Genomic DNA, 18,823 nt, shown 5'->3' on the forward strand with positions numbered 1-18,823 from the left:
GGGCCGTGTTGCAGGTCACGTGGGCGATTCGTTCGGTTCGGCGTGGTGGCAGGGGTACGCGACCCGGTTGCGGAGGATCGCGGCAGCGCGTGATCCGCTGGCGTTGATGCCGCTCGACGAGACGCTCGCCGCGCTGGGCCGCACCGCGGAAACCTACGAGGGCCTGCGCAAAGTCCCGGTCGACGGCGTAGTGGGCTCCCTCGCGCGCGCCGAGGATTTCGACCGGCTGTTCCGGCCCCGCAACCGTGCGCTGCGGGACCGTTGGCGCGCGATCGCCGACGCGGTCGGGGAGCTTCCGCCGGTGCGGCTCGTGCGGCTGGGCGACATGTACTTCGTGGAGGACGGGCACCACCGGATCGCGCTGGCCAGGGCGCGCGGGGCGGAGGCGGTGCTCGCGGAGGTGCGGTCGGTCTGCACGGTCGCGTTCGCGATGCGCTGCCTGACGCTGGCGGACCTGCCGTCGAAGCGGGCCGAACGGATGTTCCTGGAGCGGGTCCCGCTCGCCGACGCCGACCGGACCGACCTGTGGCTGGACGACCCGGCGGACTGGTTCCGGCTCGCGGACTCGGCGGAGGCCTGGGGTTTCCGGCAGACTTTGCGGGGCCGGGTGCTGCGCGATCGCGCGGAACTGGCCCGCGCGTGGTGGCACGAGGAGGTGCGTCCGGTGGTCGAACGGGTGCGAAATCGGGAATCAGTCGCGGCGCCGCGAGAGATCGCGGTTTACGTGAGCTATGGTCTAGACCATGTCTGAGAGTGCTGCCGCTCCGGCCGAGTCCGCTGCCGGTTCCTCGCTGACCGGGGTCGCGGTGAGCCCCGGACGCGCGAGCGGACCCGTCGTACGGGTCGCCGAGCCGCTCGGGGAACCCGCCAGCACGCCCGCGCCGGACGATCCGGCGGCGGAGGCGGCCCGGATCGAACCCGCCGCGCAGGCGGTCGCCGCGCGGCTGGAAGCGCAGGCCGAGGCCGCGACCGGCGAGGCCGCGACGATCCTCGTCACGACCGCCGCGATGGCTGCCGACCCGGCGCTTGCGTCTCAGGCTCAACAGCTGGTGACGGCGCGGAACCTACCCGCGGCCCGCGCCGTCTACCAGGCCGCCGAAGGATTCGCCGACGCGTTGGCGGCCGCGGGCGGGTACATGGCCGAGCGGGTCCGTGACGTCCGGGACGTGCGCGACCGGCTCGTCGCCGAACTGCTCGGCATCGCCCCGCCCGGGGTGCCCGAACTGACGTCGCCGAGCGTTCTCGTCGCCCGCGACCTCGCCCCCGCCGACACCGCGGGGCTCGACCCGGCGAAGGTGCTCGCGCTGGTCACCGAGGAGGGCGGCCCGACAAGCCACACCGCGATTCTCGCGCGGGCGCTGGGGATTCCGGCGGTCGTCGCGGTGCGCGGGCTGCTGGCTTCCGACGCCAAGGCGCTGTCGGTCGACGGCGACACCGGCGTGATCGAGGCGGTCGACCCGTCCGCGCCGATCGTCACCGCCGCCGCGTCTGGGCCGGCCGAGTGGAACGGCGTCGGCGAGCTGTCCGACGGGCACCGGGTGAAGGTGTACGGCAACGTTGGCTCCCCGGCCGACGCGCAGGCCGCCGCGGACGCGGGCGCCGAGGGCGTCGGGCTGTTCCGCACCGAATTCTGCTACCTCGACGCGCCGGCCGAGCCGTCCGTCGAAGAGCAGCGAAAAGCTTATGCCGCAGTGCTTTCGCCGTTCCGCGGCAAGCCGGTCATCGTGCGCACGCTGGACGCGGGCGCGGACAAACCGCTCGCGTTCCTGTCCCCGGACGACGAACCCAACCCGGCGCTCGGCGTGCGCGGCGTGCGGATCGCGTTCGACCGGCCGGAGGTGCTCGACCGGCAGCTCGAAGCCATCGCGGGCGCGGCGGAGGACTCCGGCGCGGAAGTTTCGGTGATGGCCCCGATGGTCGGCACCGTCGAGGAAGCCGCGTGGTTCGCCGAACGCGTGCGCGCCGCCGGGATCGCGCGCGCGGGCGTGATGATCGAGATCCCCGCCGCCGCGCTGCTGGCACGGGAGATTCTCGGCGTGGTCGATTTCGTGTCCGTCGGCACGAACGACCTGGCCCAGTACACCTTCGCCGCCGACCGCCAGCTCGGCGCGGTGGCGAAGCTGAACGACCCGTGGCAGCCCGGTTTGCTGCGCCTGCTGAAGCTGATCGGCGACGCGGCGGAAGCGACCGGAAAACCGGCGGGCGTGTGCGGCGAGGCGGCGGCCGACCCGCGGCTCGCGCTGGTGCTGGCCGGGCTCGGCCTGACGAGCCTGTCGATGAACGCACCGGCGGTCCGCGCGGTCGGCGCGAGCCTGGCGACGGTGTCGAGGGAGAAGGCCCGCGAGATCGCTGCGGCCGCGCTCGCCACCGCCGATCCGGCCGCGGCGCGCAAGGCCGTCGCGGACGCTCTTTCCTAGTCAGGGGACGCCGGATCCGGGTGAGAGATGGGGTAACCGGATCCGGCGCCGGGCGCTGGTCAGCCGAAGATGCCCCGCCGAGGGTGGCGGATGACCAGCGAGCCTCCGTGGATGCGCCCGGTCAGCACGTAGCGCGGGGTGCCCGCACGGCCGTTGCTGCCGGTCTTGTCGTCGAGCGAGCCGAACTTGATCTCGGTGATCGAGTTGTAGTCCACCGCCGCGTGCTGCGGGATGATCAGCTCGACCGAACCCCACTTCGAGTCGAGTTCGATCTGCACCACCGGGGTGGCGACGCGGGCCTCGGTGAAGTCGAGTTTGGTGCTGCCGTACTTGTTGCGCACCACCATCGCGGCCGGGACCTGCCACGGGCCGCTGCGCTGCAGTGACGAGTACTTGGCGTTGAGCTCGAGCCGCTGGCCCAGCCCGTAGTTCGGCCCGTAGCCGGGCGGTTCGGGCGTCGGCGCGTACTGCGGAGCCGCGCCGGGGTGCACCAGCCCGGGCAGGTCGGCGAGGACCGCGTTGAGGTCGCCCCGGGTGCGGGCCGCGAGCGCCTGGTCGGTGCGTTCGGTGAACTCGTCGAGGGTGAGCATCCCCTGTCCGATGGCTTTCTGCAGCACGCCCACGACGTGCTCGCGTTCGTCGTCGGACACCCGGATGTCGCGCGCGGTCAACGGCTTGGTCTCGGTCGCGGGCTGCGCGGCGGTCGTCTCTTCCTCGGCCATGGCATCGATGGTAGAACTCGATTTCCGCTGGCAGATCGGGGAAAAACCCTGAACGGACCCGTACTTCGCGCGATGGTCGCCCTTGCCGCGGCCTGCTGTCTGCTGACCTCCTGCACGAGCGAGGCTCCCGCGCCCGCTCCGGTGAGTTCGGCGCGGCCCGCTCCGACCACCCCTCCGCCGACCGGCCTCGACGGGCTCGTCGCCACCGGCGGCATCGGCGTGGAGTTGCTGCTGGCCACGTCGCCGCCGACGGTGTTCGACGCCGATTCGGGCGTGCGCGCAACCCTGCCCGGCGTTCCCGGCGGGCAGCGGACGGTGTCCGTGCTGCGCGTCGGCCACACCCCGGTCGTGCTGACCGCGCCGACCTGCCAGCAGTCCTCCTGCGACCCGGCCGAGGTGTACGTCTACCTGGGACTTTCGACCCCGCGGTCGCTCGGCAAGGCGGTGAGCGCGGCTCCGGGCGCGGACGGCACCAGCGTGTGGCTGATCCGCGAGGACGGTCCGGATCTTTGCCGGTTGGAGCACGTCGCCCTCACCGGCACCTCGTTCGGCCGGGGCACCGTGGCGTCGTGCCACACGCTCGTCCGGGTGGAGACCTCGCACGGGTTGCTGATCACCGTCGGCAGCGGCACCGCCGAAACCGTCGACGTCCTGATCGACCCGGCCACCGGGCGGTCCGTGCAGCAGTCGCCGCGCATTCTCGCCGCCGCCGGTGATCGGCTCGTCCTCGGCGGGCTGACCGACCTGACCGTGCTCGATTTGCGCAGCGGAGCGCGGAAACCGGTGGCCCTGCCGGTGCCCGCGCCCAACCCGTACGTCCTGCCGAGCCGGGACGGCGATGTCGCCGCGGTCGATTTCGGCACCCCGTCGTTCCCCGGAACCGGTACGCAGACCCGGGATCTGTGGCTGCTGAACCTGCGCGACGGCAGCTGGCAGCAGGCTCCGTCGATGCCGTATTCGACGGAGAACCTGAAGCATTCCGGTCTGGATTGGACGGAAGCCGGCGACCTGGTCATCGACGACGGGGCGGTCGCGGCGTGGCATCCGGGCGAGCCGGCCTGGCGGCTGGGGAAGGCGAAACTCGCCGCGGCGCAGCAGGCCGCCGGGGTCGCGACCTCCTGAGGTCAGTCCTCGTCGAGGCCGTGCTCGATCGCGTAGCGCGCCAGCTCGACCCGGTTGTGCAGCTGGAGCTTCCGCAACGTCGACTGCACGTGGTTTTCCACCGTCCGGTGCGACAGCACCAGCCGTTCCGCGATCTGCCGCGCGGTCAGTCCCTTCGCGACCAGCCGGAGCACGTCGGTCTCCCGGTCGGTGAGCCGCGGCGGCTCCGGCGCGCCGTCCGGGACGTCGGCCATCCGCCGGTACTCGCCGAGCACCAGTCCGGCCAGCCCGGCGGTGAACACCGGGTCGCCGTCGGCCGTGCGGCGCACCGCGTCCACCAGTTCCGCCGCGGACGCCGATTTCACCAGGTAACCCGACGCTCCCGCTTTCACCGCTTCCAGCACGTCGTTGTGTTCGCCGCTGGCCGAGAGCACCAGGACCCGCGTGTCCGGCGCGGCCGCGGTGATCTCGCGGGTCGCTTCGACGCCGGACGTGCCGCCGAGGTTCAGGTCCATCAGCACCACGTCCGGCCGCACCGCGCGCGCGATCCGGATCGCCGCCGGGGCGTCCGGCGCGGTCGCGGCCACCTCGAACCCGTTCTCGCTGAGGTCGCGGGCCACGCCGTCGCGCCACATCGGGTGGTCGTCGACCACCATCACGGAGATCGTCCGTTCCGTCATCGCCCGTCCCTCATCGTGGTTGGCACCCGCACTTCCCACTCCGTGCCGCGGCCGGGAGCGCTGTCCAGCACCGCGGTCCCGCCGAGGTCGTCCACCCGGCCGCGAATCGACTTCACCACCCCGAGCCTGCCCTCGGCCGCCGCCTGTTCGAGCCTGCCGCCCGCGATCCCCGGGCCGTCGTCGCGGACGCTCACCACGACCTCGTCGCCGAGGTCTTCGAGCAGGACCCAGGCGTGCGCGTCCGGACCAGCGTGTTTCTCCACATTGGCCAGTGCTTCGCGGGTGATCGCGACGAGTTCCTCGGTGACGTGCGCGGGCAGGTCCACGGTTCCGGCCGGCGTCGAGACCTGCACCGACGTGGTCGACAGCAGTTGCAACGCCGAACGGAGGTCCACGGTGTCGCCGGACCGCGTCGGCTCGGTGCTCACCAACGCGCGCAACGCGACCTCCTGCTCGCCCGCGAGCCTCGCCAGCTCCGCTGCTTCACCGCCTGCTTCGAGACCGCGACGCCGTACGCGCGCGAGTACCTGGAGCACGCTGTCGTGAATTGAGCGTGCGAGCCGTTCGCGCTCGGCTGTCGCTGCTTCGGTGCGAAGTGCGCGCGCGAGCGCTTCGGCGGAGCTACGCGCGAGCGTCGCCGCCATGCCGACAAGGAGACCGCTCGCGCACAACAGCACTCCGTCACGGATGACGTCGATGTCGACGTTCGCGCGCGCGACACCAGTGCTTACTGCCACGACGAGGCCCGCCGATACGCCACAGCGCGCGCCGAAACGCGTTGCCACCGCGATCGGTGCTACTGCCGCCCAGACCGTGGTGATCAGCGGCGTGGTCGCGTTGTCGAACTGCGCCTCCGAGAGGATCCACGGCGACGTGAGCAGGAGCGCTGTGGTGAGGACGAGGTCGAAGATCACCAGCCAGCGGTGCCGTCCGTTCTCGCGCACGTACGCCAGACTCGACACGACCGACCACACGGCCATCACTCCGATGACGACCCATCCCAGCCACGGCCGCTGGAAGCCGTTGTGGTGCGCGATCGCCACTGCCAGCGCGAACAACCACGTGACGACGCGCAGCACCACGACACCGCGCCACAGCGGTGCCGCCGGATCTCGGGAAGGTCGAACAGTCACTTCTCGTCTTCGGTGTTTTTTTCGGAGCCGGCGTCCTTGTTGTCCGCGCCCTCTTCCGGATCGTCGTTCGGGTTGGCGGCTTGGCTGTGCAGCGCGTCGACGGTCGCCGGATCCGGATCGTGTTCGTGCAGCAGCGACCGGACCCCGGCGTTGAGCACGGCCAGCAGCGGCACCGCGAGCAGCGCGCCCGCGATCCCGGCGGCGACCAGACCGGTGGCGATCGCCAGCACCACCGCGAGCGGGTGCAGCCGCACCGCGCGGCCGAGCAGCAACGGCTGCAGCACATGGCTTTCCAGCTGCATCACGCCGACCACGATGGCCAGCACGACCACCGCGCCGATGACGCCCTTCGACACGAGCGCGATCAGCACCGCGACGCCGCCGGTGATCAACGCACCGATGATCGGGATGAACGCGCCGAGGAACACCAGCGTCGCCAGCGGGATCACCAGCGGCACGCCGACGATCCACAGCCCGATGCCGATGCCGACCGCGTCGACCACGGCCACCGCGGCGGTCGCGCGGATGTAGCTGACCAGCGACGCGAAGCCGCGCCGTCCCGCCACGTCCACGCGATTGCGCACCCGGGTGGGCACGCCGCGCACCAGGAACGACCAGATGCCGTCGCCGCCGGCCAGGAAGAAGATCGTGACGAAGAGCGTCAGCACGAAGCCGGTGAGGATCTCGCCGACGGTGCCCGCGGTGGTCAGCGCGGTGGTGGTGATCGAGGCCTGGTTGTTCTGCAGGAAGCCGATGGCCTGGTTGATGAAGTCCTGGATCTGCTCCTGGCGCAGGTGCAGCGGACCGTTGATGAGCCAGTCCTTGATCTGGTTGAGGCTCGTGGTCAGTTGCTGCTGCAGTTCCGGGAGGCCGCTGGAGAACTGGGTGATCACGAAGGTCAGCAGCCCGCCGAGCACCGCGAGCCCGGCCACGAGCACGATCGCCGTGGCCAGTCCGCGCGGGAAGCGGATCTGCACGAGCCGCGACACCGCGGGGGCGAGCAGCGCCGAAAGCAGCAGCGCGATCGACACCGGCACCACGACCGAGGCGAGGTAGCCCAGCAGCCACACCACGGCGTACAGGGCGGCGATGACCACGATGAACCGCCACGACAGGGCGGCGGATACGCGCAGTCCGCGCGGGATGAAGCCGGTGACGTCGGCGACTGGTTCGGAAAGGGACGGTTGTTCGCGTTGTCCGCGCCCTGGCTGGCTCACGGGGTCAACCGTATCGGCCCCGTCGACCGAAACCGGGCGGATCGCCCGGTGCGGGGCGCGAATCACCGTTTCGCCGGGCCGCGCGAACCGACTCCGGAGTAACCGGCCGTCTTCTCCGGGGATGACCCATCGTGAGACCCGGCCACACTCTGTGTTGTTCACACGATGGTGGCATCAAGCCGTGTCAAGGATGCGCGGCGACCCCCAAATTTGGTTGTCTCGGTTTTGCACCACCGCGGAACTGTGCCGTTCCCGGCAAAAACCGAAATCATTTTTTACCCGAGGAGAAATCACCTGTGACGAACGACGCTGTGCACGAGAGGCGGGGCGCGACGCGCTTCGGCCGTCTCGCGTCGCGTGCGTTGTTCGTCGTCGGCGGCGCGCTCGCGGCCACCGCGGCCGCGTGGACCGTCTCCTCTTCCGCCGCTTCGGCGGACCCGGTCGACGCGAGCGTCACGCCGGTCACCGACGCGACGGCCGCCGGAATCGGCGACGTCACCGACGGCGCGGCCCGGTTCGCGGGCGACGTCACCGGTGCGGTGCAAGGGCTTTCGTCGTGCGGCCAGGGAGCCACCACGTGGTCTGAACCAGGCACGGCGCGGCCCACCTGCTCGCTCGGCCAGCTCGGCGGCGCGCACCGCGACGATCTCGCCGGAGGCCAGCAGGCCGCCGGAAAGGTCAGCGACGCGGTGAGCGACCTCGGCCAGCACGCGGTCGTCAAGCCGGTGGAGCGCACGCTCGGCTCGCTCGAGCACATCGCGCGCAAGCCGGAGGACGCCCGCCAGGTGATCGCCGACGCGACCACCCCGCCGCCCGCCGCGCAGGATTTCGGCCGGAAACTGTGGGATCTGCTCGACCCGAGCGCTCCCTCGAACCTGGTCGACCTGCCGAAACTGCCGACCGCGCCCGCTCCGGAATCCGAGCAGGCACCCGCACCCGGCATTCCCGAGCAGCCCGCCGAGGCGGAGCAAAACCTCGGCGCGGCCGCGATGACCACGTCCGACGCGTTGCAGTCGGTCTTCCCGGCGATGGACGTCCAGTCCGTCGATCCGATGCAGGGCGCCGAACTGCCGCAGCGCCACCACGGCGACCGCGACCTGCCCGGCGCCCCGTTCTCTCCGGCGCAGCTTCCCGCCGCGCCGCTTTCCATCCCGAACTCCCCGGCTGGTGGCAGCACCGCGCCCGGTGGACACCTCGACGGTTTGAACTTCGGCGTTCCCTCCTGGGTCGCCGCCGCCGTCGACAACGCCGTGGCGGGTTCGACCCGCACCGGCCTCGCGCACACGCCGCGCACCCCGGGCGAGCAGCCCGGCGTCACTCCTGACTGATCCACTTCACCCGCGGGGTCGTTGACGCACCCACGCGCACATCTTCGTGTGCCGTCACCGTCATCGACACATCTCCCGCGGGTTTTTCGCGCGCTGCGCAATTTCCGCGCACGCATTCCCGGTGCATTCCCTCACGAAACAGGGCGCACCTCCACAAACCCGCAAGGGACCCCGATATGAAGGAGAAAAATCCCATGCAGACCTGGGCAAAGCGCGGACTCCAGACCGCGTTGGTCACGGGTGGGTTGCTGATGCTGGGCACCGGCATCGCCTCGGCCGACGAGAACGTCAACCCGGACACCCCGGCCTCCCCGCTTGATCTCAACGTCACCGTCCCGATCGACGAAGCCAACAACGCGATCGGCACCCCGCTCGGGCAGGTCGACCTCCCGGCGCACCACAACGAGATCAGCACCAAGCCCGTCACCTCCGCCGTCAAGGGAGCGCTCGCCTCGGCGAAGACGCCCGGCGGCTCCGCGGGCAGCCTGACCGACAGCCTCCCGAAGGCGGACGCGCCCCGTCAGCTCACGCCGACCCAGGACGCGTTCAAGGGCAACAAGGTCAACGGCGACGTCGTCGTCCCGATCCAGATCGTCGACAACGCGGTCGGTGTCATCGGCGACGCCCACGTGCAGGGCGGCGACCACGACCAGACCTACAGCCACAACCAGGACGTCGCGACCGACGGCAAGCACTCCGGCATCGCGGGCAACGTCGTGGCGCTCGACTACGCGCTCCCGGTGCAGATCGCGGGCAACGGCGTCGGCCTTGCCGGCGGCAGCGGCGCGGTCCACGGCGGTTCGGCGCACCAGAGCACCAGCGAGACCGGCAACATCGACACCACCGGCGAGGGCTCCGGCCTGTCCGGCAACGTCGTCGGCGGCCAGTTCGCGACCCCGGTCCAGGTGACCGGCAACGCCGCGTCCTGGATCCTCGGCAACGCCTACAGCGGCGGCTACAACGCCGACACCACCGCCACCTCCGGCGGTTCGATGAAGTCCAACGGCAAGGGCGCCGCGGGCAGCGGCAACGTGGTCGGCGCTCCGATCGCGCTGCCGGTCAAGTTCAACGGCAACGCCGGCGGCGTGTGGGGCTCGGACGCGGACTCCACCTCCAACTCCTCGGCTGACGCGAAGGCGGGCGACACCCGTCCGGGCAGCCTGAAGGGCATCCCGACCTACATCGAGACCGACGGCGACCAGTCGTTCCTGTCCGGCAACGCCGCCGCCGCGCAGGCCAGCCCGGTCGCGAACGTCGCGTCCGTCGCCGGCTCGTGGATCGGCAACGCCACCACCGGCGTGGCCGGCCGCCAGGCGTCCTCCTCCACCCACGAGACCACCGCCACCTCCGGCGGCTTCGTGAAGACGAACGGCAACGACGCCGCCGGCTCGGCCAACGTGGTCGACCCGGCAGTGGCGCTCCCGGTCGAGGCGTGCGGCGTGGGCGGCACCTACATCGGCCGCGCGGTCGCGAACTGCGACAACACCACCACCGCGACCTCCGGCGACGGCAGCTACACGACCGGCAACGGCTCGACGCTGACCGGCAACATCGTCAACACCCAGGTCGCGGGCGCCCCCGAGGTGCACGGCATCGGCGGCAGCCACATCGGCCAGGCCTCGGGCACCTCGACCGAGACCAAGACCGTGACCGCGGGCAACTACGACGGCACCCAGGGCAACGACTCGTCCGGTTCGGGCAACATCGTGCAGGTCCCGGTGGCCGCGCCGGCCGAGGTGTTCGGCGTGGGCGGCTCGTTCATCGGGCAGGGCTCGGGCGACGGCTCCGAGACCAAGGTCGTGAAGGCGGGCGGCGGCGGCAACACCGCTGACGACAACGGCTTCCTCAGCTCGAACCTCGGCACCGTCCCGGTGTCGACCCCGGTGCAGCTGTTCGGCATCGGCGGCTCGTTCGTCGGCCAGGGCCACGGCAAGGCCAGCAACGACACCACCTCCACCGCGGGCCAGGACGTGCACGCGACCGGTGCGGGCGGCGCGGGCGCGGGCAACCTCGTCGAGGCCCCGGTTTCGCTGCCGGTTCAGGGCCACGGCGTCGGCGGTTCGGTGGCCGGCATCGGCACCGGCATGTCGGACAACCTGACCGACTCGACCGCGGGCGGCGACGCCACGGCCGACGGCAAGGACGGCGCGCTCGCCGGCAACATCGTCAAGGCTCCGGTCGCCGGTGCGGGCACGATCTTCGGCGACGGGCTCGCCGGGGGCGCGATCGGCCACGGCACCGCCACCAACGACATCACCTCGACCGCGGGCGGCGACGCCACCACCAACGGTGACGGCGGCGCGGTCGCCGGCGACATCGTCGGCGTGGACCCGGCGCCGGTCGCGCAGGTCTTCGGCGACGCGGTTTCGGTCGCGGGCGTGTCCTCGGGCGACGCCATGAACAACACCGTCGTCACCGACGCCGGCAAGGACACCACGTCGGGCATGGAAGGCTCGATCTCGGGCGACATCCTCGACTTCCCGGTGCCGGTCGTCGCGCAGGTCTTCGGCGACGCGGTCGCGGTGGGCGGCGTGGCGCACGCGGTCGGCGACAACGTCACCACCGTGACCGACGGCGACGACGCCACCAGCACCGACGGCACGGGCTCGGCGCTGTCCGGCTTCGACTACTACCACCCGCTGGGTGCGCTGGTGCAGATCTTCGGCGTGCCGCTGGAGGTCATCGGCGTGGCCACCGCCGAGGCTCCCAACTCGACCACGGTCGACCCCGAGCCGGCCATCGACGTGCCGTTCGGCGGCGAGATGGGTGCTGACCAGCTCCCCGCGCTGCCGGCCGTGCCGGGTCTGCCGGGCGGTTCCTCGGCCGCGCCGTCGCTGCCGTCGGCTCCGGCGCTGCCGGGCCTGTCGGGTCTGCCCACCGCCACCACGCTCCCCGCCCCGGCGCTGCCGGGTGCCGAGCGCGCCGACGTGCCGCAGGTCAGCGGCCTGTCCGCGCTGGGTCAGCTGAACCAGCTGAAGGGTGCTTCGGCGCTGCCGCAGGTCTCCGGGCTGCAGAACGGCATCCACCTGCCGTCGGCCCCGGCCGTTCCGGCTCTGCCCGGCGTTCCGGCCCTGCCGGGTGCCGCCGCGCAGCGTGCGGACGTTCCGGCCCTGCCCGCTCAGCTGCCGGTGAAGACGTCGCTGCCGACGCTGAACCAGCTGCCGGCCGTCGCCGCGCTGCCGGCCGTGCCGGGTGCGCCGACGACCCTGCCGACCACGATGCCGACCGCTCCGGCCGTGCCGGCGATCGGTGATGCGACCGGTCCGCTGGGTGCGTTCCAGAAGCTGGCCGCGAAGGTGACCAGCATCTTCAAGAAGTGAATCGCTTCGCCTGAAGCGAGCCGGGGATAACCCGGACGGGCCCGGAAGCCACGTGCTTCCGGGCCCGTTTTTTGTGCTGGGTCAGGAGAATTCGAGCGACCGCTTCGCCAGTCCGTGCCAGAAACCGTCGATCACCGTGCGGCCCTCGCCTTCGGCCGAGCTGGCGCCGAGCGAGACGAACAGCGGCGCGAAGTGCTCGATCCGCGGGTGCGCCATCGCGGCGGCCGGGGCCTTGTGCTGGAAGTCGAGCAACGCGTCGAGGTCGCGGGCGCGCAGCATCTCGTCGCCCCAGTGGTCGAATTCCGCGGACCATCCCGGTGGGGTTCCGTCGCTGCCGTCGACCTCCCGCATCGCGCGGAGGTTGTGGGTGAAGAATCCGCTGCCGATGATCAGCACGCCCTCGTCGCGCAGCGGCGCGAGCTTGCGGCCGAGGTTGTAGAGCGCCTGAGGATCGAGCGAGGGCATGGAGATCTGCAGCACCGGGACGTCAGCTTCGGGGAACATCTCCACGAGCGGGACGTACGCACCGTGGTCGAGGCCGCGGTCCGGGGCGTCGTGCACCGGGGTCGCGGTCGAATGCAGCAGCTTGCGCACCCGCGCGGCAAGCTCCGGCGCGCCCGGCGCGGCGTATTTGACCTGGTAGTAGTGCTCGGGAAAGCCCCAGAAGTCGTAGACGAGCGGGACCGTCGTGGTCGCCCCGAGCGTCAGCGGTGCCTCTTCCCAGTGCGCCGAAACGACCAGGATCGCGCGAGGTTTCGCCAGGTCAGCGGACCATTCCGCGAGCTGGCGAGTCCACGTCGCGTCGTCGGCGAGCGGCGGCGCACCGTGGCTCAGGTACAGGACCGGGGTGCGGGTCGCCATGACTGCCTCCAAGTGTTTGAAACTTCAACTACTACGGTACGCCTGGTTCGCGGACTTGGCGAATGCGTCCTCGGCGGCTGCCGCCGTGCGCCAGACTCGACCGGTGAACTTCTTCTGCTACCACCGGGACCGCCCGGGCTCCGCCGCGTTGCGCGCCGAACTGGTCGAAGCGCATTGGTCCTATATGGACGGTTTCGCCGCCGAACTGATCGCCCGCGGCCCGACCCTGGACGGCGAAGTGCCAACCGGCAGCGTGCACATCGTCGATCTCCCGGACGCCGCTGCGGTCCGCGAATTCGCTTTCGCGGAACCGAATTACCAGGCTGGTGCCTATCGGGACGTCCTGATCCGCCGCTGGGACAACGCTCTTGGCCGCACGATGTGGGACTTCCCCGGCGATCCGGAGGCGGCGAACCTGTATTTGGTGCTGGGCTTGGGATCCGGCCCCGCCGTCGACCTCGAACCGTCCACCACGGAGTCCCTGATCGCCTACGGCCCCCTGTGGTCCGACGACGGCACCGCCTGGCTCGGCACGGCAGCCCTGGTGCAAGCCACCGATGCCGACACGGCCCGCGGACTCCTCACCGCGGAGCATTACGCCGCGATCGAGGTACACGACTGGGCGCCCGGCGGCCGCTCCTGAGCGACCGGCAGGCCCGGCTCGGGTCAGTCGTGGGCCAGGTCGGCGAAGCGGCTGTAGTGCAGCTGGTGCGCGACCACGATCGTGCTCGTCGGACCGGCACGGTGCTTCGCCAGGATCAGGTCGGCCTCGCCGGCGCGCGGGTCGTCGCGTTCCCAGGCGTCCGGGCGGTTGATCAGGATGACGATGTCCGCGTCCTGCTCCAGCGAGCCGGATTCACGCAGGTCCGACAGCATCGGCTTCTTGTCGGTGCGCTGTTCCGGACCACGGTTCAGCTGGGAGATCGCGATCACCGGCACCTCGATCTCCTTCGCCAGCAGCTTGAGCTGACGGGAGAATTCCGAGACTTCCTGCTGCCGCGATTCGACGCGCTTGCCGGAGGTCATCAGCTGCAGATAGTCGACGACCACGAGCTTGAGGTCGTGCCGCTGCTTGAGCCGGCGGGCCTTCGCGCGGATCTCCATCATCGTCATGTTCGGCGAGTCGTCGACGAACAGCGGGGCTTCCGAGACCTCGCTCATCCGCCGGGCCAGCCGCGTCCAGTCGTCGTCGGACATCTTGCCGCCGCGCATGTCGGCGAGGCGGATTTTCGCCTCGGCCGACAGCATGCGCATCACGATCTCGGTCCGGCTCATTTCCAGCGAGAAGATGACGCTGGTCAGGCCGTGTTTGATGGAGGCGGAGCGGACGAAGTCCAGGCCGAGAGTCGACTTGCCGACACCGGGACGGGCCGCGACGATGATCATCTGGCCGGGGTGCAGGCCGTTGGTCAGCTCGTCGAAGTCGGCGAACCCGGTCGGGATGCCCTGGGACTGGCCGCCGCGCGAGGCGATCGCGTCGATCTCGTCCATGGTCGGCTGGAGCAGGTCCTCCAGCGCGACGTAGTCCTCGCTCGTGCGGCGCTCGGTGACGTCGTAGATCGCGGCCTGTGCGCGGTCGACGACCTCGTCGATGTTCGCGCCGTCCGCCGCGGCCGCGCCGTAGCCGTACTGCACGATGCGCGTGCCCGCCTCCACGAGACGGCGCAGCACCGCCTTCTCGGACACGATCTCGGCGTAGTAGCCCGCGTTGGCCGCGGTGGGCACGGTCGCGATGAGGGTGTGCAGGTACGGCGCGCCGCCGACGCGGCCGAGTTCGCCGCGCCGCTCGAGTTCGGCCGCCACGGTGATCGGGTCGGCCGGTTCGCCGCGTCCGTAGAGGTCGAGGATGCAGTCGTAGACGGCCTGGTGCGCGGGCCGGTAGAAATCGCCGGGTCCGAGCGCCTCGATGACGTCGGCGACCGCGTCCTTCGACAGCAGCATGCCGCCGAGCACCGACTGCTCCGCCGCGATGTCCTGCGGCGGCTGGCGGTCGAACCCGCCGGGGCCGGGGTCGCTCGGACCCGGATCGGACTCCGCGTACGCCGGACCGCGGTCATCGGTCACCGCCACTGCCCGGACACCTCCCCTCGCCCAGCCGTCGTTCGGCCGTCCCCGTCGTCTCGCGTGCGCCTGTCCTGTGCCGAACCGCGCCCGCCTGCCGCCGCCCGTAACGGTCAGCCCAGGCGAACACCTGTTCGAGTATGCCGGAATCGGCCCGGCTTTCCCACCCGCCCGTCCGGCCCCCTTCGATGATGGACCGGACGGTTCCCCGCACCGGTGACCGCCACGCGGAGCCACCGGGAGTACCGGGCGCGAACGCACGCTAGATCCCCCGGAAGGACGAGCGCAATTCCGGTTGTTGACCGTGCTGTGGACAACCTGTGGATGACTGGGGGCAACGAATCACAGGTACCCGCGAGCCTGTGGGCAAAGTGGGGACAGTGCAGATCGGCTTCACTGAACCCGCAGGTCAAGGCCTGTGCAGAGACTGTGGAGAACTTCGCGAAAACTCGTCCGGCGTGTCGTGTCGAACTGGTTCTTCGGCGTGTCGCCCCCGCGTTGGTCCACCGCCCTGTGGATGGTTGCTACGCACGGTAGATCACTGCCTCGATAGGCTGAACGAAGGAGAATTCCCCACGCGGCCCAGCCGATGGCTGCGCACAGTGAGCGATCTGGCAAAAGCGCAGGTTAACCGCGTGCAAACGCGAAACCGGGTGAGGTTCACCGGCCGGACACCGCACGGTGCCGTGCCGGGAACCCCACCCGGAGTAACGCTCGGGCCGCTCAGCCCAAGGCGCTTTGAGCCTGGCGGAGCCGCTCGGAGATCGCCTGCTGCGTGCCCGGAGTGAACACGATGAGCGGCTCCTTCCCCGGCCGCTCCTCCATCAGCCACCGGCCCTCGCTGGTGTCGATGAAGTTGACCGGCTTGGGCACCCGCCGCCGACGCCCACCCTGCGGACGAGACGCGACATACAACGCGCCGCTTCCGGTGCGCGGCAGCTTCAGGATCCGCTGGATCTCCTTGAGCGGTGCCACGGTTTCGGTCCGCTGACCGCCGCCTCGCATGATGGAACCCTGCGGGACTTCGTCCGAGCCCGCGGTCCGGCCGCTCTCGTACTCGGCCCGGCTGGTGATGAGCGGCTGCCCGTTCGCGGCCTTGCCTGCCGGAATGAGATCGAGGAACGTCTGCAGCAGCAGGTCCGGTCGCTGGCGGGTGACCGTCACGACCTGCTCGCCTTGGACCCTGATCAGGCCGAAGCCGCCGCCGTTGCCGCTCCCGACCAGAGCGCCGTAGTTGGACGGGCTGTCGTCCTCGAACGCCCCGTCGAACCAGCCGTAGTACTCGATCTGCGGGTGCGAGACGGACTCGACCAGCGCGAGCAGATCGCGATCCATCCCGCGGGGGCCCATCAGCCCGGCCTCGGTCAGCACGGCGTTGACGTCCTGGTCGATGCGCCGTTCAGCCGTGGGGTCGTAGAACGTCGCCGCGTCGGCGATGACCTGGTGTGGTTCCCCGCCGCGGCGCTTGATCAGGTTGCACAAGGTGAGGAGGGTGAAGCGGGTGGGCCTGTCGAGAGTGATCACTGTGCCTGTCCTCATTCACCGATGACCGGCGGAACAGTCAGCTGATCCGACCCGAAGATCTCGTTGGCGTCCTCTTCCACCAGGTACTTGGTCTGGTGTTCCTCGTCGTCCTGGCCCTTTTGGCCGCCGCGGCCGCCGCCCATGCCGCCCATGCCCGAGGCTCCGGCCTTGCCCGCCGCGCCCGCGCCCATGCCACCGCCGCGAAGACCGCCCGCGCCGCCGACACCGGCTCCCGCGCCGCCCGCCGCCGCGCCCGAACCGGCACCGCCGGGACCGAAGCCCGCGCCGCCGAACGCGCCGGGCCCGAAGGCCGCACCGCTGCCCGCGCCCCCGCCGCTGCCGCCGGGACCGAACTGGCCCGCGCCGCCGCCGGCCGGCCCGAACGTGCTGGGGTTGAATTTCGCCGCGTCCGTCGCCGGAGGCGTCCAGCCCGAGGTCGTTGTCCCGTCGCCGGGTCCGGTGTAGCCGCCCGGCCCGGTCGGGGTGAACTTGCCCGGACCGTTCGGGTCGGTGAAGTGGCCCGGCCCGCCCGGCACGTTCGAGTGCGATCCGGGGCCGTTCGGGTCGAACTTGGGCGTGTCCACCTTGGGCGGGGAGAAGCTGCCGCCGCCACCGCCGATGCCGCCGGTTCCGCCGGGCACGTTGCTGCCGGGACCGCCGCCGTACTTGCCGGGGTCGCCGCTGCCGTCGGAGAGGTTGTTGCCCTGCCAGGCGCTGTACTGCGGCAACTGGCCCGCGTTCTGTCCGCTGGCGTTGAAGTAGTTCGTGTACGCCTGGACGTTGGCCTTGCTGTTGTCGTTGTACTGATTGATCTCGTCGTCTTTGTCGCTCAACGGGTTGATCCCGTCGAGGAACCCGGCCGACGGCGGATCCTTGGGCAGCTGCTGCACCTTGCCCTTGACCGTGTGGAAGCAGTCGGCCTGCGTGTTGAGGTACGTGTGGCTCTTGTTCAGGTTCTGGACGGAGTCCTCGAGCCAGGTCTTGAGCGGGTGCGCGCCCGCCTGCGCGGCGGTGGCGCCGCCGCCCTGCCAGGCCGCGTCCATTTTCTTGTTCAGATTGTCGATCTCGGTCGCCCGCTTGTCGTGGGCGTCTCCGAGGCTCTTGGCCGACGCGACCCCGGTGTCGAGCGAAGACGTGTCGCCTGCGTGGATCTTCTCGTAGATCGTGTACGCGTCGATCGAGCGGCCGCCGAGGTCCGCCGACATTTGCTGAGCTTCGGGACCGCCGCTGAACAGGCCGACCAGACCGCCGACGACGGCGCCGACGCCAGCGCCGACCGCAGTGCCCACACCGGGTACGACCGACCCGATGGCGGCCCCGGTCCCGGCGCCGATGGCCATGCCTTTCAGCTCTTTGCCTACGGTATTGGCGTCATTCCCCATGATGAGCCATTCCTTCCGTGCTGGGCAGAGGTCGAGTGACGATCACGACGCCCCCTGGAGATGTCCGATCATCGCGGTGGCGAACTTCTTCGCGATGCTGCAGGGGTCCTTCTTGTTCGAACCCATGCTGATGTTCGGCAGGACCGAGACGGCGAGCTGGTCGGTGACGCCGACCCAGAGGGTGCAGATGCCGTTCGAGCGGCTGTCCTCGGTACCGGCGAAGACGGCCGGGTAGCCGTTGACGGTGGTGGGTTCGAAGTAGGCCTGCTTGGCCTTCTGGTCGTAGATGTCGCTGATCCCGCGCTTGTTCTGCTCGATCGGCGTGTTGTTGACGAAGTTCAGGTTGCTTCCGGAGGAAGTCCAGCGGCACCCGTTCAACACGCCGGAGCTCTTCTCGCCGGGATACTTGAGGCCGACCTGTGCTGCCTCCGCGGCGTTGAGCACGCTGCACGGATCGGCGAGCAAGTCCTTGGTAGGCAGCGGGGCCGGAACCTTGGGCCCCGAGCCGCCGCTGTCGGCCGGGCTGCTGGCCGGCGGCTGAGCAGTTCCTCCGGTCCCGCCGGTCTCACCGCCGCAGGCGGAGGCGGCGAGCAAGCCGATCGTGGCGACGGCAGCGGTGGCGAGTCGGACGGTGCGGTGCGGCATCTGGTGCTCAGACTCCCTTTGCCTGCTGGTTCAACGTGTCGCGGTTTTGCTGCTCCGAGACGGAGATCTTGTTCTTGGCGGCCCGCAGCGCGGTGATGAAGTTGGAGACGTAGTCACGCATGCGCTCGTGCTGCTTGAGCAGGGTCTCGCCGGATGGATTCGCGCCCTTGTTGACGAAGTCCTCGCTGGCGAACTCCTGAGCGGGAGGCTTCACGTTCTTGATGTTGTTCGCGTCGGCGAGATCGTCGTTCAGGTGGGCGAGCAAGTCTTCCCACTGCTTGATGACCGAGTCGACCTCGTCCTCGCTGAACTTGTACCCGCCGGCCGTTCCGTAGCCGCCGACCATGATCGGAGCGGGTGGTGGCACATCGGACATCCGGTTGACCCCCTTTGGCAACTCTCTCGCTCCCCAAACGGCGAGATCAGCACCTT

The 18,823-nt window shown here is 70.6% G+C and carries 16 protein-coding genes; 6 read left to right on the forward strand and 10 right to left on the reverse strand.

All coding sequences use genetic code 11. The annotated features are described in order from the left end of the window. The first annotated feature begins 19 nt into the window (after window positions 1–19). Together DMP23_RS34295 and ptsP are read left to right on the forward strand one after the other, a co-directional pair. Complete coding sequence (locus DMP23_RS34295) at window positions 20–751, forward strand: hypothetical protein (protein ID WP_037809094.1); 732 nt, start codon at window positions 20–22, stop codon at window positions 749–751. Then, complete coding sequence (ptsP, locus tag DMP23_RS34300) at window positions 744–2,417, forward strand: phosphoenolpyruvate--protein phosphotransferase (protein WP_275292671.1); 1,674 nt, start codon at window positions 744–746, stop codon at window positions 2,415–2,417. Before DMP23_RS34295 ends, ptsP begins: the two co-directional genes overlap by 8 nt. A 59-nt stretch (window positions 2,418–2,476) precedes the next feature. Here the strand turns inward: ptsP and DMP23_RS34305 are convergent, their stop codons facing one another. Continuing rightward, window positions 2,477–3,139, reverse strand: coding sequence for a DUF1707 SHOCT-like domain-containing protein (locus DMP23_RS34305; protein ID WP_037809093.1), 663 nt, complete (start codon window positions 3,137–3,139; stop codon window positions 2,477–2,479). Between the two features lie 72 nt (window positions 3,140–3,211). Between DMP23_RS34305 and DMP23_RS34310 the strand changes: the two genes are divergently transcribed. Next, window positions 3,212–4,261, forward strand: coding sequence for a hypothetical protein (locus tag DMP23_RS34310; protein ID WP_337823547.1), 1,050 nt, complete (start codon window positions 3,212–3,214; stop codon window positions 4,259–4,261). 2 nt (window positions 4,262–4,263) lie between these two features. Here DMP23_RS34310 and DMP23_RS34315 read toward each other — a convergent pair whose 3' ends face one another. From DMP23_RS34315 to DMP23_RS34325, 3 genes are read right to left on the reverse strand one after another with little or no spacing between them, the layout of a single operon-like run. Beyond that, window positions 4,264–4,920, reverse strand: a complete 657-nt coding sequence (locus DMP23_RS34315) for a response regulator (protein WP_037809091.1) — start codon at window positions 4,918–4,920, stop codon at window positions 4,264–4,266. Further along, window positions 4,917–6,053, reverse strand: coding sequence for a MacS family sensor histidine kinase (gene macS / locus DMP23_RS34320; RefSeq protein WP_337823548.1), 1,137 nt, complete (start codon window positions 6,051–6,053; stop codon window positions 4,917–4,919). Before macS ends, DMP23_RS34315 begins: the two co-directional genes overlap by 4 nt. Further along, window positions 6,050–7,270 carry an AI-2E family transporter gene (locus tag DMP23_RS34325; RefSeq protein ID WP_337823549.1) on the reverse strand — a complete coding sequence of 407 codons (1,221 nt, stop codon included), beginning with the start codon at window positions 7,268–7,270 and terminating at the stop codon, window positions 6,050–6,052. The genes macS and DMP23_RS34325 overlap by 4 nt, the downstream gene beginning before the upstream one ends. Before the next feature lie 296 nt (window positions 7,271–7,566). Between DMP23_RS34325 and DMP23_RS34330 the strand changes: the two genes are divergently transcribed. Both DMP23_RS34330 and DMP23_RS34335 read left to right on the forward strand, forming a co-directional pair. Next, window positions 7,567–8,598: a hypothetical protein gene (locus tag DMP23_RS34330; RefSeq protein WP_337823550.1), complete on the forward strand. Its 1,032-nt coding sequence runs from the start codon at window positions 7,567–7,569 to the stop codon at window positions 8,596–8,598. Between the two features lie 194 nt (window positions 8,599–8,792). Then, entirely contained in the window at window positions 8,793–11,918 is a 3,126-nt protein-coding gene (locus DMP23_RS34335; RefSeq protein WP_337823551.1) for a beta strand repeat-containing protein, read from the forward strand. An 81-nt stretch (window positions 11,919–11,999) separates the two neighbouring features. On the opposite strand, the gene DMP23_RS34340 is transcribed toward DMP23_RS34335, so the two are convergent. Next, the gene (locus DMP23_RS34340) at window positions 12,000–12,779 is read right to left on the reverse strand and encodes a dioxygenase family protein (RefSeq protein WP_337823552.1); all 780 of its coding nucleotides are present in this window, start codon (window positions 12,777–12,779) and stop codon (window positions 12,000–12,002) included. Window positions 12,780–12,882: 103 nt separating this feature from the next. Between DMP23_RS34340 and DMP23_RS34345 the strand changes: the two genes are divergently transcribed. After that, entirely contained in the window at window positions 12,883–13,422 is a 540-nt protein-coding gene (locus tag DMP23_RS34345; protein ID WP_337823553.1) for a YciI family protein, read from the forward strand. A gap of 23 nt (window positions 13,423–13,445) precedes the next feature. On the opposite strand, the gene dnaB is transcribed toward DMP23_RS34345, so the two are convergent. The 5 genes from dnaB to DMP23_RS34370 all read right to left on the reverse strand — a co-directional run bounded on the left by dnaB (window position 13,446) and on the right by DMP23_RS34370 (window position 18,767). Further along, window positions 13,446–14,849, reverse strand: coding sequence for a replicative DNA helicase (gene dnaB / locus DMP23_RS34350; protein WP_037809085.1), 1,404 nt, complete (start codon window positions 14,847–14,849; stop codon window positions 13,446–13,448). A 714-nt stretch (window positions 14,850–15,563) separates the two neighbouring features. Continuing rightward, complete coding sequence (locus tag DMP23_RS34355; RefSeq protein WP_235146697.1) at window positions 15,564–16,364, reverse strand: ESX secretion-associated protein EspG; 801 nt, start codon at window positions 16,362–16,364, stop codon at window positions 15,564–15,566. A gap of 11 nt (window positions 16,365–16,375) precedes the next feature. Then, window positions 16,376–17,746: a hypothetical protein gene (locus tag DMP23_RS34360; protein ID WP_238603727.1), complete on the reverse strand. Its 1,371-nt coding sequence runs from the start codon at window positions 17,744–17,746 to the stop codon at window positions 16,376–16,378. Between the two features lie 42 nt (window positions 17,747–17,788). Continuing rightward, window positions 17,789–18,391, reverse strand: coding sequence for a DUF3558 domain-containing protein (locus DMP23_RS34365; protein WP_043831439.1), 603 nt, complete (start codon window positions 18,389–18,391; stop codon window positions 17,789–17,791). Between the two features lie 7 nt (window positions 18,392–18,398). After that, window positions 18,399–18,767, reverse strand: a complete 369-nt coding sequence (locus DMP23_RS34370) for a hypothetical protein (protein WP_081684814.1) — start codon at window positions 18,765–18,767, stop codon at window positions 18,399–18,401. Window positions 18,768–18,823: the final 56 nt, after the last annotated feature.

The organism is Amycolatopsis sp. A1MSW2902, from assembly GCF_017312175.1.
Classification (GTDB): Bacteria; Actinomycetota; Actinomycetes; order Mycobacteriales; family Pseudonocardiaceae; genus Amycolatopsis; species Amycolatopsis nivea.

What these genes read in the sequence shown, in the direction of transcription:
- ptsP (WP_275292671.1), top strand. Translation starts at nt 744, where the DNA reads ATGTCTGAGAGTGCTGCCGCTCCGGCCGAGTCCGCTGCCGGTTCCTCG.
- DMP23_RS34305 (WP_037809093.1), bottom strand. Translation starts at nt 3,139, where the DNA reads ATGGCCGAGGAAGAGACGACCGCCGCGCAGCCCGCGACCGAGACCAAG.
- DMP23_RS34310 (WP_337823547.1), top strand. Translation starts at nt 3,212, where the DNA reads ATGGTCGCCCTTGCCGCGGCCTGCTGTCTGCTGACCTCCTGCACGAGC.
- DMP23_RS34315 (WP_037809091.1), bottom strand. Translation starts at nt 4,920, where the DNA reads ATGACGGAACGGACGATCTCCGTGATGGTGGTCGACGACCACCCGATG.
- DMP23_RS34335 (WP_337823551.1), top strand. Translation starts at nt 8,793, where the DNA reads ATGCAGACCTGGGCAAAGCGCGGACTCCAGACCGCGTTGGTCACGGGT.
- DMP23_RS34340 (WP_337823552.1), bottom strand. Translation starts at nt 12,779, where the DNA reads ATGGCGACCCGCACCCCGGTCCTGTACCTGAGCCACGGTGCGCCGCCG.
- DMP23_RS34360 (WP_238603727.1), bottom strand. Translation starts at nt 17,746, where the DNA reads ATGGGGAATGACGCCAATACCGTAGGCAAAGAGCTGAAAGGCATGGCC.
- DMP23_RS34365 (WP_043831439.1), bottom strand. Translation starts at nt 18,391, where the DNA reads ATGCCGCACCGCACCGTCCGACTCGCCACCGCTGCCGTCGCCACGATC.
- DMP23_RS34370 (WP_081684814.1), bottom strand. Translation starts at nt 18,767, where the DNA reads ATGTCCGATGTGCCACCACCCGCTCCGATCATGGTCGGCGGCTACGGA.